Here is a 16,847-nt window from a genome sequence, read left to right as displayed (position 1 = left end):
ACAGACCTGATCTTGTCAAATGTAGAGCATTTTCTCTTGTCAGGAAAAATTTTTGCTGAGTTTAAACAAACGAACCAGCTTCACTTTACCGGTATTCATTTATTCATTACAAAGCAGAATAGAAAGACGGTCTTACTGATATACTTGCGCTTTAGCGCAAACAGCATTAATCCTCTTGATCAGTTTCATCTGATTATTCTTCTTTCGATAGAATACCGTAAATTGCTGCTTCCGTGATATGGCTTGCGCCTCTAACGGATTCAAGTAATCGATTTTTTTCAAAAATTCAGCCCTTGTCTAACCACACGGGACACGCTCTTGAGCCGGAGTTTGCTTCACAATGACCACAACAAAAATCAGTGCCGGGCAGCCAGTTTTATCAATTTCGCCGCAATGGCAAAGTGAGCTGAGCAAGCAAATTACTGACAATGAAAACGTTTTAAGTGCTTTTGAGGTTGACCTTGATAATAAGCTTCGCTTTGTCAAGGGCCTGATCGTTGTTACCGACAAAGGCATACGCACATTTCCGGCGGGCGGCGGTGCATGGCAGAGCTGGGATTACAAACCTGGCATGACTCTGACGCATCATGATCATGCCGGTGTCGGTCATTTACAACTGAGTGACGGACAAGGCTTGCTGGCAAGCTGGCGTTTTACGCTGGGGCAAAATCTGCACGCGATCCGGCTGTTAGATCATTTCAATGAACAATTGCAAAGTGTTCTGACTGGTCAGCCCGTGATCCGGGCGGAGCAGAATATTTGCCCAAGTTGCAAAGCTGTGCTGGAGCCGGATCAGGAAGAATGTCCGGTCTGCACAAAAGTAATTTATACACCGCCCTCGACCTGGACCTTATTACGTCTGTGGCGTTTTGCTCATCCTTATCGCTTGCAGTTATTTATCGGTTTCGCCCTGATGCTGCTGGGAACTGCGGCGCATATGATTCCGCGTTACCTGACCAAGCCACTGACAGATGAAGTCCTGATTCCGTTCCAGCATAAAGATTTTGTTGACCCTAAGCTGGTGTATCTGTATATCGGCGGGCTGCTCGGATCGGCCGTCATCGCCTGGTTGCTGAGCTGGGGTAAGACTTACATACTTGCACTGGTATCGGAGCGTATCGGTGCCGATCTGCGGACTGCGACTTACGAGCACTTGCTGAAATTGTCACTCGAATACTTCGGCGGTAAGCGTACCGGCGACCTGATGTCACGTATTGGTAGCGAGAGTGACCGTATATGTGTGTATCTGTCGCTGCATTTACTCGATTTCGCAACCGATGTGCTGATGTTTATCATGACTGCGGTCGCACTGTTACAGATCAATACCAAGCTGGCGCTGGTGACTTTGTTACCGCTGCCGTTTATCGCCTGGATGATCCATCTGGTCCGTGACAAATTGCGTACAGGCTTCGAGAAGATAGACCGGGTCTGGGGGGAAGTGACCAACGTGCTGGCTGATACCATTCCCGGTATCCGTGTGGTGAAGGCCTTCGCGCAGGAACAGCGTGAAGCAGGTCGTTTCCGTGAGGCGAATAAACATAATCTGGCGGTGAATGACCGTCTGAATAAAGTCTGGTCACTGTTCTCGCCAACGGTTTCTTTCCTGACCGATCTGGGGATTCTGGTGGTCTGGGCCTTCGGTATCTGGCAGGTTGCCCATGAAGAGATTACAGTCGGTGCACTGGTCGCGGCGGTCGCCTTTATCAGTAACTTCTATGGCCGTATCGACTCTATGAGTCGTATCGTATCGGTAACCCAGAAATCGGCATCGGCTGCCAAGCGTATTTTCGATATTCTGGATCATGTGTCGAGCGTGCCTGATCCGCAGGATCCGGTCAAAGTACAAGACGTTCAGGGCAAAATCGAATTGCGTGAAGTAGGCTTCCGTTATGGTAATCGTGCCGTGAATCGCGGTATTTCCCTCACCATACAACCCGGTGAAATGATAGGACTGGTCGGCCACAGTGGTTCTGGCAAGAGTACTCTGGTTAATCTGATTTGCCGCTTTTACGACGTGTCAGAGGGCGCGATTCTGCTCGATGGAAAAGACATACGCTCATACGCAGTATCGGATTACCGCAGTCAGATCGGTCTTGTGTTGCAAGAGCCTTTTCTTTTCTTTGGTACGATTGCTGAGAATATTGCGTATGGCAAACCACATGCAACACGGGATGAGATTATCGCAGCGGCACGGGCTGCTCATGCGCATGAATTCATATTGCGCCTGCCGCAAGGATACGATTCCATGGTTGGTGAACGTGGCCAGGGTTTGTCCGGAGGAGAACGGCAACGTATTTCGATTGCACGGGCGCTGCTGATTGATCCACGTATTCTCATTATGGATGAAGCGACATCATCTGTTGATTCGCAAACAGAAAAAGAAATACAAAAAGCGCTTGATAATCTGGTACAGGGTCGTACTACGATTGCGATTGCCCACCGTTTGTCCACCTTGCATAAAGCGGATCGTCTGGTCGTGCTGGATCGCGGGCAGGTCGTTGAAGTCGGTAGTCATGATGAACTGATGGCGAACCAGGGGGCTTACTATGATTTGTATCAGGCGCAGGCTAGAAACGCAGAATTGGTCGGGGAAGAATAATCAGCATGGCAACAAGTAAATTTGAATTACGGCGCAACTCTTTCGGAAAACTGATACTGACCACTGAAGAGGGGGAAGTGTTTGAAGGGGTCAGCCCGGTGCGTGCATTCCCGATTCAGTCGCCACTGATGAGTATCTCGATGGTTCAGGGGGATGGGCGCGAGGTCGCGTGGATAGATCAGTTATCTGATTTGTCTGATGACACAAAAAAACTGGTTCTGGAAGAGCTCGAGGGACGAGAGTTCATGCCTGAAATTCAACAGATTCTTGATGTCACCAGCTTTGCTTTACCTTGTACATGGAAAGTGCTTACCGACCGTGGCGAGACAGAATTTGTTTTAAAAGGTGACGAAGACATTCGTCGTATCGGCGGGATGTCATTGCTGGTCACGGATAATCACGGCATCCAGTTTTTAATCCGGGATATGTTCAGTATGGATAAACACAGCCGTAAAATTCTGGACCGTTTCTTGTAATACGCGATTCAGATGCAGTTATTCCTGCACAGGGAAACGATAAGCGTACAAATTTGTTTCCCTTTCCTCTCCCGGAAGTACCAGTACCTCTTCTAAAGTAAAACCCAGTTTTTTGAGCAGACTGTTTGATTTGACATTGCCCGGAGAGGTAATTGCAGCAAGTTGGCTCAGACCTAAATCCTGTCTGGCATGCTGCATCGTCGCTCGGGCTGCTTCTATGGCGTAACCCTGTCCGCCATACTGCGGTAAAAATGCATAGCCGATATCAACATTTTGCAGCATTTCGCGCTTGATCAGACCACAGATGCCGATCGCTGTCTGCGTATCTTTGAGTACCACTACGTAAAAACTGAAACCGCATCTGGATTGACTTTCCAGCGGTTTTGTCAGTATCCAGTCGCGCGCCTGATCGAGATTGCGTATACCCCGGTCACCTATGTTTTTGATCCAGCCCGGATCGTTCAGCAATTCAAGCACGAAGGCTGCATCGCTTGTGTTAAAGAGTCTTAAAATCAGTCTGTTGCTTGAAATGATGTGCATAAAATGAGTCAGATAAGGGACAAAAGCCGATTTTTATCATCGGCCAGGTAACATTTTTTGACAATACGAACAACAGTTTCTTCGGGAAAATTTCGTTCTGTTCAATACTTGAAGTGTAATATTAATTAAACGGTGCGGACGGTTTTATCTTATCTGCTAACCATCTGAGATATGTTTTTTGATTGATCATGAATGGAGTGCGAACGATGAAGTCACTTAAAACCAGACTGATAGTAGTGATTGCCTTGCTTGTAACGCTGTGTACCGCAGTGCTTACCATTGGCAGCTACCTGAGGATGAAAGCACAGATTGAGAATGACCTGAGTAATGAGATACGCAGCGTCGCGTCGAGCTATAACGCCGTGCTCAGCAACTGGATACAGGTAAATACCTCGTTGGTCGATAGTTTGTCCAAAGGCCTGACAGAAGGTAATGATTTGCAGGCCAGCCTTAAAATGGTCAGCCGCGGCGGTAATTTTTTAAGCGTGTATCTCGGGCAGCCAGATAAGACCTTTACTAATTTCCCTGCGAATCCACCGCCGGCTGGTTACGATCCCACCGTTCGCCCCTAGTATAAGGCGGCAATGGATGCTAAGAAGCCTATCGTTACCTCGGCTTACATGGGCGTCAATCCTCCCGGACTGATGATTTCGTTTGCCGCGCCTGTCAACGGCGGCGAGGCTGGCGTGGTTGCTGCTGACGTCTTTCTGACGAAAATAGTGGAGCAGATTCTGACCATTAAACTGGCGGGTGATGGCTATGCGTTTTTACTGGATAAGTCTGGCCAGGTACTGGCGCATGCAGACCAGACCAAAGTATTAAAGCCCGCGAAAGAGATAGCGGTCGAATTGAATCTGGATAATTTGGGTAACCTGTCAAAGCGCACAGATCCGACTCAGGTCGAGATTGCCGGCAAAACCAATTTTCTGTTTTTACAGCCCATCAGCGGCTCCGATATGTATCTGGCGCTGGTGGTGGATAAGCATAAAGCGCTTGCTTCACTGGATCAGCTGCTGCTGATCGCAGCTGTAGTTCTTGCTGTATTGCTGGGCGTGATGGTACCGCTGTCGGCATGGTTGGTTGGTCGCATGATGGCAGGCTTACAGAGGGTTCGCGATGCGATGTCAGAGATCGCTGCCGGTGGTGGTGATCTGAGCCGAAAAATTGAGGTTGAAGGTGAAGACGAAGTTGCTCAGACGGCCAACGCGTTTAACCGCTTCATTGAACAGCTTCGCGTGATGGTGGTTGAAGTACGCAAGGCAACGGAATCAATTACTGTCGGTGCAACAGAAATTGCAACCGGTAATATGGATTTATCAGGACGAACTGAGCAACAGGCGTCTTCCCTTGAAGAAACTTCAGCGAGCATGGAAGAATTGACCGCTGCAGTCAAAAATAATGCCGACAATGCCCGCGAAGCTAACCGGATGGCAGTCAATGCGTCTGATGTTGCCACGCATGGAGGTGAAGTTGTCAGCCGGGTTGTGACCACAATGCATGGAATTTCAGACAGCTCGCGTAAGATTGTCGATATTATCAGTGTGATTGAAGGTATTGCTTTTCAAACGAATATTCTGGCGCTGAACGCTGCCGTTGAAGCAGCGCGGGCGGGAGAGCAGGGGCGTGGATTTGCCGTTGTCGCCAGCGAGGTTCGCACACTTGCCCAGCGTAGTGCAGCGGCTGCGCAGGAAATCAAAAACCTGATAGAGGATTCTGTCGCGAAGGTCACTGAGGGGTCTGAACTTGTCGACAAGGCCGGTGAGGCGATGACCAGAATAGTTGCAGCGGTTGATCAGGTTGCTGCGATTATTTCTGAAATCACGTCTGCATCAGCTGAACAGAGTGATGGCATCCAGCAAGTCAACCTGGCTCTGGCGAATATGGATGAAGCGACACAACAAAATGCGGCGCTGGTTGAACAGGCCGCAGCGGCAGCTGGATCTCTGGAGGAACAGGCGAATCTGCTGAAAACCGCGATGTCTGCTTTCCGTATGGAGCAAAGCCAGCCATCGGTGCGCCCCGCTATGGTAAAGCGGGGAGCGCAGCATTCTGGCACTCCAAGGCTGGATTACGACGAATAAACCGTCTTTCTCTGCATTTAATCAAGGGTGGCAATCACTGGCGCATGATCGGATGGTTGCTCCCATTTACGCGGAATTCTGTCGATGACACATGCAGTGCAGCGCAGAGCCAGCGGTTTGGATAATAAAATATGGTCGATGCGCAGACCTTTATTTAATCTGAATCCCAGAGCACGATAATCCCACCAGCTGTAGGATTTTTCCGGCTGATCAAACTGCCTGAAACTATCCGTCATTCCTAAGTCCAGCAATGCCTGCAACGCTGCGCGTTCTTCCGGGGAGACCAGATTCATCCCCTCCCACGCTGCCGGGTCATGTACGTCGCGATCTTCCGGCGCAATATTGTAATCGCCGAGCAAAGCAAGTTCAGGATAGCGCTGCAATTCTCCTTCCACCCAGTTTTTCAGTGAAGCCAGCCATTGCAGTTTGTACTGAAATTTATCGGAACCGACGGCCTGACCATTGGGTACGTAGGCGCAGATTATCCTCATACCTTGTATTGTGGCGGCAATAATTCGCTGCTGTTCATCTTCAAACCGAGGATTGTTCTTTTGTATATCCGACATAGGGTGTCTGGATAAAATCGCCACGCCGTTATACGTCTTTTGCCCTGTATAAGCAACGTAATAGCCAGCGGCTTCAATTTCTGCCTTTGGAAACTTATCGTCTGTAAGTTTTGTCTCCTGTATGCACAGCACATCCACAGGATTGCTTTCCAGCCATTGCAGGACTTGAGGTAATCTGACTTTCAGGGAATTCACATTCCAGGTGCTTAGTTTCATGGCATTGATATAAAAAAAGAAAACCGCACTCAGGATCACTCCGGGAGCGCGGCTTGTCCGTGGATTAAGCGGATCGCAAATGAAGAGTGTTTATCTCATCAGCCTGCGCGGTTGATCAGGAATGTCGTGAGCAAGGGCACAGGACGTCCGGTCGCTCCTTTTGCTGCACCTGATTTCCATGCCGTACCAGCGATGTCCAGATGCGCCCAGGTATATTTGCGGGTGAAGCGTTCGAGGAAGCAGGCTGCTGTAATACTGCCGCCAGCCGGGCCGCCAATATTGGCCATATCGGCAAAATTTGATTTCAGTTGCTCGTTATATGCTTCTTCTATCGGCATACGCCATGCGGTGTCACCAGTCTCTTTACCAGCAGCCAGCAATTCTGCCGCCAGTTTGTCATGTGCATCATCGTGACGTGTGAATAAACCGGAATTATGATGGCCAAGTGCTGTAACGCAGGCACCAGTCAGTGTGGCGACGTCAATCACTGCCGCCGGTTTGAAGCGCTCCGCATACGTCAGTGCATCACATAAAATCAGGCGACCTTCGGCATCCGTATTCAGGATTTCAATTGTCTGACCAGACATCGATGTGACGATGTCACCAGGACGGGTGGCACTACCGGAAGGCATGTTTTCGCACGTAGGAATAATCGCGATCACATTCAGTTTCAGGTTCATCTCACCGATAGCGCGCATCGTGCCGAGTACGGACGCAGAACCGCCCATATCGTATTTCATTTCATCCATGCCTGCGCCGGGTTTCAGGGAAATACCGCCAGAGTCAAAAGTGATGCCTTTGCCGACCAATACAACTGGAGCGTCTTTGACTTTGCCGCCATTGTGTTTCAGTACGATAAATTTAGGTGGTTCGACTGTGCCGTTGGTGACCGACAAGAAGCTGCCCATTTTGAGTGCCTGAATCTGTTTGCGATCCAGAATCTCAGCGACCATTTTATAATCGGTCGCAATTTTTCTGGCGGTGGTTGCCAGATATGTCGGTGTACAAATGTTTGGTGGAAGATTACCCAGTTCTTTGGTCAGATCCATGCCATTCGCCATGGCTTCGCTTTGCAATAAAGCAGTTTTAGCCGCTGCCGCTTGAGTGGAAGCGACGGCAACAGTGATTTTTTTGACTCCGGTAGTTGCCGTGTCTTTTTTGCTTTTCAAGCCGTCCGTCCGGAAAGTACTTTCGCGGAAAGCCAGAACGGTTGTGCGCACAGACCATGAAATGTCACGATCTTTTACTTCCGGCAACGCAATAACGACATCATTTGCACCAAGGTTTGCTAAACTGCGGGCCGCGGCTTGCACTGCTTGCTGAAACGCTTTTTCTGAAACCGTATCGGCTGCTTCACCGAGACCAACTAGTAACACCCGTTCTGCTGCCGTTTCTGCGACGTTACGGAGCAATAATGAGGAACCCGGTTTGCCGCTGATGTCACCGGATTTCAATGCTGCGGCAATGAGGCCTTGCTTGTCCAGACTTGCTGCTGCGGCAGACAGTTTTTTATTTTCGAATACGCCGGCGACGATACAGGCAGTTTTCATCGTCTTGTAGGCAGTTGAGGCACTTTTTGCGTCGATTGTTTTTATGCTAAAGTCCACTTATTACTCCTCTTGGTAAGTCTCGTAAAACAGGCATTATAATCCCTCCCATGATTTTTCAACGCTCGCTCAGACGCGAATTACTCAGTGCCGCAGGCGCCGTCTTTGCAACACTTTTCGTCATCACGATTACGGTGATGCTCATCAAAATACTCGGACAAGCCGCCGGCGGAAAAGTTGCATCTGGCGATGTACTTGCGCTGATCGCGTTCACGTCTCTGATGAACATGCCGATTTTGCTGATTCTGACCGGCTTTATTTCGGTGCTACTGGTGGTGACCAGGGCATATCAGGATTCTGAAATGGTGGTCTGGTTTGCTTCAGGGCTGAGTCTGCGGCAATGGATAAGCCCGGTTTTACGCTTCGGTATGCCATGGATAGTTTTAACGGGCTTGCTCAGTTTTATCGTCACTCCGTGGGCGAACCAGCAAAGTGTGGAATTTCGTGAGCGCTACGATAAACGCTCGGATATTGCCAAAGTCTCGCCGGGTAAATTTCAGGAATCTTCGTCTTCGGATCGTGTGTTTTTCGTTGAAGAAGTCGCCGGCGATCTGAGCAAGGTGCAGAATATTTTTATCAATACCGTACGCGATGGAAAGTCGAGTGTGGTTGTCGCCAAAGAAGGCATGATAGAGATTGATAAATACGGTGATAAATTTCTGGTGATGAGCCAGGGTAGTCGTTACGATGGCTTGCCTACCGCGCCCGACTTTCAAATGATGCAGTTCCAAAAATACGGCGTTCTCGTCTCAAGTCAGAACGGTCCTATCGTTGGCGATCAGTCGGCCAAATCGATGCCGCTGACAATATTGCTCGATAAGCCTGATGCTAATAAAAAAGCGGAATTTTTGTGGCGGATTTCACTGCCGCTGATGTGTACGGCGTTGATGTTACTGGCGATTCCGCTCGGGTATGTGAATCCGCGCGTGGGACGCTCGGCGAATTTAATTGTCGCCTTGCTGGTCGTGATTATTTATCTGAACGTGGTCAACATCTTTCAGGCGATGGTATCGCAGGGACGCATTGAATTTTCTATGGCATGGTGGCCAGTGCATCTGATAGCTATCTTGATGACATTAGTCTTGTTTTTCTGGCGAATTGAAGTCAATCATCGCTGGCATCCGCTGGTATTGTGGTCCAGAGGTAAAGCTTGTTTACGTAGCAAAGAGAAAGAAAGCGTCGCATGAGAATTTTGCAAAAATATTTTGCCTCAGAGATCGTGCGTGCGGTTCTCTTCGTCATGGTCGCCTTGCTTGCCTTATTTTCCTTTTTTGATCTGATGAGCGAATTGCCGTCAGTGAATAAAGGTGGTTATCGTCTGCAACATGCGCTGCTGTATGTCAGTCTTGGTATGCCGGGCTACATTTACGAATTTATGCCAATTGCGGTTCTGATCGGAACGATTTATGTGCTTGCGCAGTTTGCATCGAATTCTGAATTCACCATCATGCGGGCAGCGAGTATGTCAACGGTGATGGCCGGAACGATATTAATCAAAATCGGCCTGGTATTCGTTGCTCTGACTTTTCTTTTTGGTGAGGTGATTGCACCTTATTCGACCAAGCTGGCCGAGCGCATCAAACTGACAGCGATTGGTGCATCTGAAACTCAGCAATTCAGAACGGGCCTGTGGACGAAAGACCTGATTCGTGAACATGGTCTCAGCGGTGAAGTGATTGGCTCGCGTTTTCTGAATGTCAGGGAAATTCTGCCTAATCGTCAATTAAAAGACGTAAAGATGTTTGAGTTTGATAAAAATTTTCAACTCGTACGAGAAGTTACTGCCGGCAGTGCAGTATATCAGGGCAGTAACGTCTGGCGCTTGTCGGATGTGATTGAAACCTCGTTTCCCAAGACATTGTCAGCCGAAGATATCGCCAACGTAAAAAGCCAGCCGTTAAGCACCAGCGACATGGTCTCTGAGGTCACGCCGGATATTCTTTCGGTCTTGTTCGCTGATCCAGATCGTATGTCCGCACTGGATCTGGCCGCCTACACTCAGCATCTGAATGACAATAAACAAGACAGTGAACGTTATGAAATCGCATTCTGGAAGAAAGTGACCTATCCGTTTGCAACGCTGGTCATGATGGCCTTAGCCTTACCGTTTGCCTATCTGCATGTGCGCAGTGGTGGGATCAGTCTGAAGATATTCAGCGGCATCATGATAGGCATGGTGTTTTACCTGATTAACAGCTTATTTTCACATATAGGCTTACTGAACACCTGGCCAGCTGCCGTGACCGCTCTGGTACCCAGTGTTTTATTTTTAGGGTTGGCGCTGGCAGGCCTGCGCTATGTTGAAAGAAACTGATGAATAAAACTTCGGCATTGATACTTTTTGCGCATGGTGCCCGCGATCCGCGCTGGGCTGGTCCGTTTCAGCGCTTACAAAAAATGACCCAGGAAGCCTCTCCGGACATCAGTGTGGAGCTGGCATTTTTAGAATTTATGTCACCGGCCTTGCCTGAGCTTGTGCGCCGTCTGACAGCGGATGGAATTCGCAATATCACTGTCACACCGATTTTTTTGGGACAGGGTGGTCACGTTTTACGCGATTTACCGGTATTGCTGGATCAGTTACGTACCGAATATCCCGCGCTTGAACTGAAGCTGTCAACAGCCGTCGGCGAGGATGAAACTGTACTGAACGCGATCCGGGATTATTGCCTCAGCCAGATATAAGCAGTATTCGGCGCTATCAGGCAGTATTACCAGCATTATTATCTAATGACTGCTGGTAATCTGTTTGCTCAGTTTGACGGGGGCGCATCGCTTCCCCCATCATCACCAGCACCGGGCCGCTACCGGTTGGCAAACCCCGTGCTAATTCACCGAGATTCAGGCTGGCCTGATGCTCATCCTTCCGGCTGCAGTTTTCAACGATACGGACAGGCCAGCTGGCTGGGTAGCCGGCATCCAGCATACGCTGTGCTGTCAGCATCGCCTCGCGGCCACCCATATACTGAACCAAGGTGTCGCATTCAGGAATGCGGGTATCTGCTGTTTCCCCCGGGGCGGTACTGGACGTGAATAAGGCGACACTGCGTGCGACGCCACGTTTGGTCAGTGGTTGGCGGATGCTGGCTGCAGCGGCGAGTGCCGTCGTAATGCCCGGAACAATGTCGTATGCAATCCCCGCTTTTTCTAACGCAGTCAGCTCTTCATCTGCACGTCCGAACAGCATAGGATCTCCCCCTTTCAGTCGTACGACCAGCTGGTATTTGGATGCGTTCTCGATCAGCTGCTGATTGATATGTTCCTGTGCGGCTGAGCGCTGACCACTCCGTTTACCAACGGGGATTTGGACTGCTTGCCGGCAAAGTTCCAGCATTTCATTAGTGACTAAAGCGTCATACAGCACGACATCTGCGCTCGCCAGCAAGCGAGCACCGCGCACCGTGATCAGGTCGGCGGCACCCGGTCCCGCACCAATCAGATAGACCTTGCCGTATGACGCTGTCATCGCGTTAAGCTTCCAGACGAATCATGCCTGCCGCAACGGTCTGGTGCGTGACTTCATCGATCAGGATGAATGCGCCTGTCGAGCGCAAATCATCGTAAGCATCGGCCGCCAATGCTTGCTGAACATTGATGGAGACCGTCGCAATATCATTCAGTTTCAGACTGTCGGCCGGATGCCGTTGCTGTGTATTGATGTCGAGCAGCGTATCAACGGCAGTCACTCTGGCAGATACTTGGCGGGTCGTGTGTTTGAGTATGTATTTGCGACGCACATCCAGAGCATCTTCTGACAACCAGCATAAATCTGCTTTGACTGTTTTTAGCAGTGTCGCGGGACGATCTGCACCTGCCAGCATGTCGCCACGGGAAATATCCAGATATTCATTCAACAGTATCGTCACAGACTGGCCCACAACTGCGGTATCCAGTGAGCCATCCAGTGTCAGTATGTCTTTGACCGCGCCAGTCTGGCCACCAGGCTGAACGATCAGTTTATCGCCCTTGCTGACTTTTCCTGCTTCTATGCGACCCATATAACCGCGGAAGTCGTTTGCTTCATGGCCGTTGTGACGCGCCACCAGTTGCACTGGAAAGCGGAACGGTTCATCGTGGCTGGCATCATAGACGCTGAGTGATTCCAGCAGGTCAATCAGAGTTGGTCCCTGATACCAGGGCATTTTATCGGTCGCTGTTACTACGTTATCACCTGCCAGTGCGGACAACGGCACAGCATGAATATCGGTCAGTCCTAATTGCGTTGCGAATTTCTTGTACTCAGCGACGATGCGGTCATAGACGCTCTGATCATAGTTGACCAGATCCATTTTATTGACTGCGACGATTACGTGTTCAATTTTGAGTAAATGGGCGATTGTTGAATGACGTTTGGTCTGTACCAGCAGATCAACGCTGCCATCCGCATTCAGCTTCACTTTCGAGACATCGACCAGAATAATGACGGCATCGGCAGTCGATGCACCTGTCACCATGTTGCGTGTGTATTGCTCGTGACCTGGAGTATCCGCGATAATGAATTTACGTTTGGGCGTGGCGAAATAACGGTAGGCGACATCAATTGTAATGCCTTGTTCGCGTTCCGCTTCCAGACCATCGGTCAGTAAAGAAAGGTCTATCGTGTCCCCGACAGTGCGCTTATGTTTGGCGCGGGAAATTGCATCGAGTTGATCCGCAAAGATACCTTTGCTGTCGAACAGCAGACGACCGATTAAAGTGCTCTTGCCATCATCAACTGAGCCTGCCGTAATGAAACGTAACAAGCCGCGTTCTTTATTGATATTGGCGTTTATTTGTTCAACGGCACTCATTAGAAATATCCTTCTTTTTTACGTTTTTCCATCGATGCTTCTGATGTCTGATCATCCATGCGGGTTGCGCCGCGTTCGGTAATTTGTGTGATCGCTGTTTCGGCAATAATTGCCTCAACTGTCGCTGCATCGGACGAGACCGGGCAGGTGCAGGAGATATCGCCAACGGTGCGGAAACGGACGATCTGCGTTTCTATGGTTTCGCCGTCGCGTGGCGGTGTCAGATCAGTCAGCGGCACCAGCAGGCCGTTACGCGGAATGACCTGGCGCTCGTGGGCAAAATAAATTTGTGGCAGTTCGAGTTTTTCGCGCGCGATGTATTGCCAGACGTCGAGTTCGGTCCAGTTTGAAATCGGGAAGACGCGCATGTTTTCGCCCGGATGTACGCGGGTATTATACAAATCCCATAATTCAGGGCGCTGCGCTTTCGGATTCCATTGACCGAATTCATCACGGAAAGAAAAAATGCGTTCTTTTGCGCGGGCTTTTTCTTCGTCGCGACGCGCGCCACCAATGCAGGCATCAAATTTGTGTTCAGCGATGGTTTCCAGCAATGTCACCGCCTGCGCCGCGTTGCGTGAATCCGTTGCCGGATTGCGCAGGCGCACGGTGCCACGCTTGATGGATTCTTCAACCGAGCCGACGATCAGCCGCTCACCGAGTTCAGCGACGCGTTTGTCGCGAAAGGCGATCACTTCAGGGAAGTTATGGCCCGTATCGATATGTACCAGCGGAAACGGAAATTTACCCGGACGGAAAGCTTTTTCAGCCAGACGCAATAAGACGATGGAGTCTTTGCCTCCGGAAAATAAGAGGGCAGGGTTACTGCATTCAGCAGCGACTTCGCGCATGATATGGATGGCTTCAGATTCCAGCCAGTCCAGATGGCGATTGCTCGCAGCATCAATAAAATGGTGTTCGACGACAGTATTCATGATCACTTCTCGTTTCTTTGTCAACTCAGGGTCTGCAGTTTCAGCCCGCTTGCACGGTTTGCTTATTTAGTTTGCCGGTTTTATACGGATCAGTTTGCCATCGACGACATGCAAACCACATTCTTTTGATTCAGGATTTTCCCACCACCAGCGACCTGCGCGTACATCTTCTCCTGGCTGTATCGCTCTCGTACAAGGCTCGCACCCGATCGATGGAAAGCCTTTGTCGTGCAAAGGGTTGTACGGAACATGATTGCTGCGGATATAGTGCCAGACATCTTCTTCCGACCAGTCCGCCAGCGGGTTGAATTTTTGCATGCCATGCGCGATGTCGTCTTCCTGTACCGCGAGTTCGGTACGGGTGGCAGCCTGCGCGCGGCGCTGTCCTGTCACCCAGGCTTTTTTTCCTGCGAGCGCGCGATTCAGTGGTTCGACTTTGCGAATACGACAACATTCTTTACGCAGTTCCACGCTGTCATAAAATGCATTCAAGCCGTGTTGCTGGACATAGGCATCAACGGCCGCGGCCTCCGGCTTGAATAGCGTGATCGCAGTACCGTAAGTATTTTTAACCGCATCCAGCATCCCCAGTGTTTCTGCGTGCAGGCGACCGGTTTCCAGAGAAAATATGCCGATGTTCAGTTTGTTGCGCAAAATGAGATCGGTCAGCACCATATCTTCTGCCGCCAGACTCGATGCGAAAACTGCCGGCGTAAATTCTGCAGCAATTTTTTCGAGCGTTGCTTTGGTTGTTGCCAGTCGTGTGTCAAAGTCAGTCATCTGGCGACTCCTGGACGTTCAGCGCGACGGAACAGGGGATTTTTTTCATCCCAGGAAGTCTGATATTTCTCAGAGAAATCGGTCAGACCCTTGATCGCATCATGGATATTTTTGTCGGCGCGCACAGCGAAGGCATTGAAGCCTACGCGCTGCATGTAGAACAGCTGGTCACGCAGCACATCACCAATCGCGCGCAACTCGCCGCTAAAACCAAAGCGTGAACGCAGGTGATAAGCGATGGAATAGCCACGCCCATCAGCGAATTTCGGGAAATCCACCGCGAGCAGGTTGAAACGGGCAATGTCGCCCCCTAAATCTTTTGCCTGTTCGTCGCTGGAAAACCAAACCCCAATATCTGTGCGCTTTTCGAGCACATTTCGTTGTAACAGCCAGACTTTGAGTGGCACGATGACTTTGCCTGCCGGGACATCAATTGCATCCGGTGTCTCATTTTCTGCCAGCCGCAATACTGTCCAGTCATCCTGAACGATGGCTTTGTCTTTGATAATCTCTTGCATCATCTACTTTCTTCTGTCGCAGTTTAATAAGCCACCGGCGAACCAGCGTCTTCACCATAGTGTTCGGTCGTTTTGATCGGTGTTGCATAGACAAAGTCTTTGAACGGTGCGATGCCCAGACGTTGTGCGGTATCGATGAAGCGCTCGTTATCGATGCGTTCACGGAGATACACCTGAATGATACGATCGATGACTTCCGGCATTTGCCCTGCAGAGAACGAAGGTCCGATGATTTTACCGATCGCTGCATTATTGCCTTGCGCGCCGCCTATCGATACCTGATACCACTCGCTGCCGTCTTTATCGACGCCGAGTATGCCGATGTTGCCAACGTGATGATGACCACAGGCATTGATGCAACCCGACATATTCAATTCAAGATCGCCAATATCATGCAGGTAATCCAGATCGTTGAAACGATCGGTGATGTCCAGCGCAATCGGAATCGACTTCGCGTTTGCTAGTGCGCAGAAGTCGCCGCCCGGGCAGCAGATCATATCGGTCAGCAGGCCGATATTCGGTGTTGCCAGACCATGTGCTTTTGCCTCTTGCCACAAATCGAACAGCGCTGATTGCTGCACGTCGGCCAGTACCAGATTTTGCTCATGCGTGACACGCAGTTCACCAAAGCTGTAACGATCAGCCAGATCTGCCACAAAGTCCATCTGGTCTGCTGTCGCATCACCTGGCGGAACGCCGGGTTTTTTCAGTGATAAAACGACGCTGGCGTAACCCGCGACTTTATGAGGTTTGACATTACGTTTGACCCAGTTAGCGAAGGCCTTGTTATCTGCTTGATGTTGTTCGTAAGCAGCATCGCTTGCCGGCAGGCTTGCGTAGGCAGGCGCAGTGAAATAAGAGGATACGCGGCGGAACTCCGCTTCGGTCAGCGTCGCCGGACCATCTTTAATTTGCGCCCATTCTTCTTCCACTTGCTGCGCAAAGACATCGGCACCTATCGCTTTCACCAGTATCTTGATGCGTGCTTTGTATTTGTTGTCTCGGCGGCCGTACTGATTGTAAATACGCAGTATCGCTTCCAGATACGTCATCACATGTTGCCACGGCAGGAAATCACGGATCACGGTGCCGAGGATAGGCGTGCGTCCCATACCGCCGCCGACCATGACTTTAAAGCCGATTTCGCCAGCATCGTTCTGCACCACTGTCAGACCGATGTCATGCACCGCAATTGCAGCGCGGTCTTCTTTGGCGCCATTAATCGCAATTTTGAATTTACGCGGCAGGTACGCAAATTCCGGATGGAACGTGGTCCACTGACGCAGAATTTCTGCATACGGACGCGGATCAATCAGCTCATCAGCCGCAACACCGGAAAATTCGTCGGACGTGATATTGCGCATGCAATTACCGGAAGTCTGAATTGCGTGCATTTCAACGGTCGCTAATTCTTCCAGAATCGCTGGCGAGTCTTCCAGATTAATCCAGTTGAACTGAATGTTCTGACGTGTCGTGAAATGGCCATAACCACGATCATATTTACGTGCAATAAACGCAAACTTGCGCAACTGATCAGAAGAGAGCATTCCATACGGCACCGCGATACGCAGCATGTATGCATGGCGCTGATGGTATAAACCATTTTGCAAACGCAAAGGCAGAAACTCTTCTTCTGTCAATTCGTTGGCGAGACGGCGACGTACCTGATCGCGATATTGCGCAATACGTTCTTTGATGATTTGGTGATCGTGTTGGTCGTAACGATACATCTTGTGTGT

16 protein-coding genes are annotated in these 16,847 nt (G+C 50.1%); 7 read left to right on the top strand and 9 right to left on the bottom strand.

Annotated elements, in window-relative coordinates; translation table 11 throughout:
- The first annotated feature begins 340 nt into the window (after positions 1–340).
- Positions 341–2,599: an ABC transporter ATP-binding protein gene (locus ACPAOP_RS08800; protein WP_423707684.1), complete on the top strand. Its 2,259-nt coding sequence runs from the start codon at positions 341–343 to the stop codon at positions 2,597–2,599.
- Between the two features lie 5 nt (positions 2,600–2,604).
- Positions 2,605–3,075, top strand: coding sequence for a DUF1854 domain-containing protein (locus tag ACPAOP_RS08795; protein ID WP_423707682.1), 471 nt, complete (start codon positions 2,605–2,607; stop codon positions 3,073–3,075).
- Between the two features lie 18 nt (positions 3,076–3,093).
- Here ACPAOP_RS08795 and ACPAOP_RS08790 read toward each other — a convergent pair whose 3' ends face one another.
- Entirely contained in the window at positions 3,094–3,615 is a 522-nt protein-coding gene (locus ACPAOP_RS08790) for a GNAT family N-acetyltransferase (protein WP_423707680.1), read from the bottom strand.
- Positions 3,616–3,821: 206 nt separating this feature from the next.
- On the opposite strand from ACPAOP_RS08790, the gene ACPAOP_RS08785 reads away from it, so the two are divergent.
- Positions 3,822–4,187: a hypothetical protein gene (locus tag ACPAOP_RS08785; protein ID WP_423707679.1), complete on the top strand. Its 366-nt coding sequence runs from the start codon at positions 3,822–3,824 to the stop codon at positions 4,185–4,187.
- A 12-nt stretch (positions 4,188–4,199) separates the two neighbouring features.
- Positions 4,200–5,696, top strand: coding sequence for a methyl-accepting chemotaxis protein (locus tag ACPAOP_RS08780; protein ID WP_423707677.1), 1,497 nt, complete (start codon positions 4,200–4,202; stop codon positions 5,694–5,696).
- A gap of 17 nt (positions 5,697–5,713) precedes the next feature.
- On the opposite strand, the gene xth is transcribed toward ACPAOP_RS08780, so the two are convergent.
- Positions 5,714–6,478 (bottom strand): exodeoxyribonuclease III, encoded by a 765-nt coding sequence (gene xth, locus ACPAOP_RS08775; protein WP_423679733.1) that lies wholly within the window; start codon positions 6,476–6,478, stop codon positions 5,714–5,716.
- Positions 6,479–6,576: 98 nt separating this feature from the next.
- The gene (locus tag ACPAOP_RS08770; RefSeq protein ID WP_423679732.1) at positions 6,577–8,085 is read right to left on the bottom strand and encodes a leucyl aminopeptidase; all 1,509 of its coding nucleotides are present in this window, start codon (positions 8,083–8,085) and stop codon (positions 6,577–6,579) included.
- Positions 8,086–8,135: 50 nt separating this feature from the next.
- Here ACPAOP_RS08770 and lptF point away from each other — a divergent pair, with 50 nt between their 5' ends.
- Genes lptF through ACPAOP_RS08755 form a run of 3 tightly spaced genes read left to right on the top strand, consistent with a single transcriptional unit; the run spans position 8,136 to position 10,770 of the window.
- Positions 8,136–9,272 (top strand): LPS export ABC transporter permease LptF, encoded by a 1,137-nt coding sequence (gene lptF / locus ACPAOP_RS08765; protein ID WP_423707675.1) that lies wholly within the window; start codon positions 8,136–8,138, stop codon positions 9,270–9,272.
- Positions 9,269–10,399 (top strand): LPS export ABC transporter permease LptG, encoded by a 1,131-nt coding sequence (lptG, locus tag ACPAOP_RS08760; protein ID WP_423679730.1) that lies wholly within the window; start codon positions 9,269–9,271, stop codon positions 10,397–10,399. Before lptF ends, lptG begins: the two co-directional genes overlap by 4 nt.
- Positions 10,399–10,770: a sirohydrochlorin chelatase gene (locus ACPAOP_RS08755; RefSeq protein WP_423707674.1), complete on the top strand. Its 372-nt coding sequence runs from the start codon at positions 10,399–10,401 to the stop codon at positions 10,768–10,770. The genes lptG and ACPAOP_RS08755 overlap by 1 nt, the downstream gene beginning before the upstream one ends.
- 16 nt (positions 10,771–10,786) lie before the next feature.
- Here the strand turns inward: ACPAOP_RS08755 and cobA are convergent, their stop codons facing one another.
- The 6 genes from cobA to ACPAOP_RS08725 form a co-directional block, all read right to left on the bottom strand.
- Positions 10,787–11,551 carry a uroporphyrinogen-III C-methyltransferase gene (cobA, locus tag ACPAOP_RS08750; RefSeq protein ID WP_423707673.1) on the bottom strand — a complete coding sequence of 255 codons (765 nt, stop codon included), beginning with the start codon at positions 11,549–11,551 and terminating at the stop codon, positions 10,787–10,789.
- Between the two features lie 4 nt (positions 11,552–11,555).
- Positions 11,556–12,875, bottom strand: coding sequence for a sulfate adenylyltransferase subunit 1 (locus tag ACPAOP_RS08745; protein ID WP_423707672.1), 1,320 nt, complete (start codon positions 12,873–12,875; stop codon positions 11,556–11,558).
- Positions 12,875–13,810 (bottom strand): sulfate adenylyltransferase subunit CysD, encoded by a 936-nt coding sequence (gene cysD, locus ACPAOP_RS08740; protein ID WP_423707670.1) that lies wholly within the window; start codon positions 13,808–13,810, stop codon positions 12,875–12,877. The genes ACPAOP_RS08745 and cysD overlap by 1 nt, the downstream gene beginning before the upstream one ends.
- Positions 13,811–13,876: 66 nt before the next feature.
- Positions 13,877–14,590, bottom strand: coding sequence for a phosphoadenylyl-sulfate reductase (locus tag ACPAOP_RS08735; RefSeq protein WP_423679725.1), 714 nt, complete (start codon positions 14,588–14,590; stop codon positions 13,877–13,879).
- Positions 14,587–15,108 (bottom strand): DUF934 domain-containing protein, encoded by a 522-nt coding sequence (locus ACPAOP_RS08730; protein ID WP_423707668.1) that lies wholly within the window; start codon positions 15,106–15,108, stop codon positions 14,587–14,589. Before ACPAOP_RS08730 ends, ACPAOP_RS08735 begins: the two co-directional genes overlap by 4 nt.
- Positions 15,109–15,131: 23 nt before the next feature.
- Complete coding sequence (locus ACPAOP_RS08725) at positions 15,132–16,838, bottom strand: nitrite/sulfite reductase (RefSeq protein WP_423707666.1); 1,707 nt, start codon at positions 16,836–16,838, stop codon at positions 15,132–15,134.
- Between the last annotated feature and the right edge of the window lie 9 nt (positions 16,839–16,847).

It is taken from the genome of Undibacterium sp. WLX3042 (assembly GCF_049544825.1).
In the GTDB taxonomy this organism is placed as follows: domain Bacteria; phylum Pseudomonadota; class Gammaproteobacteria; order Burkholderiales; family Burkholderiaceae_D; genus Undibacterium.
The sequence above is the reverse complement of the archived record's forward strand: the minus strand, read 5'-3'. Positions and strand labels throughout refer to the sequence as shown.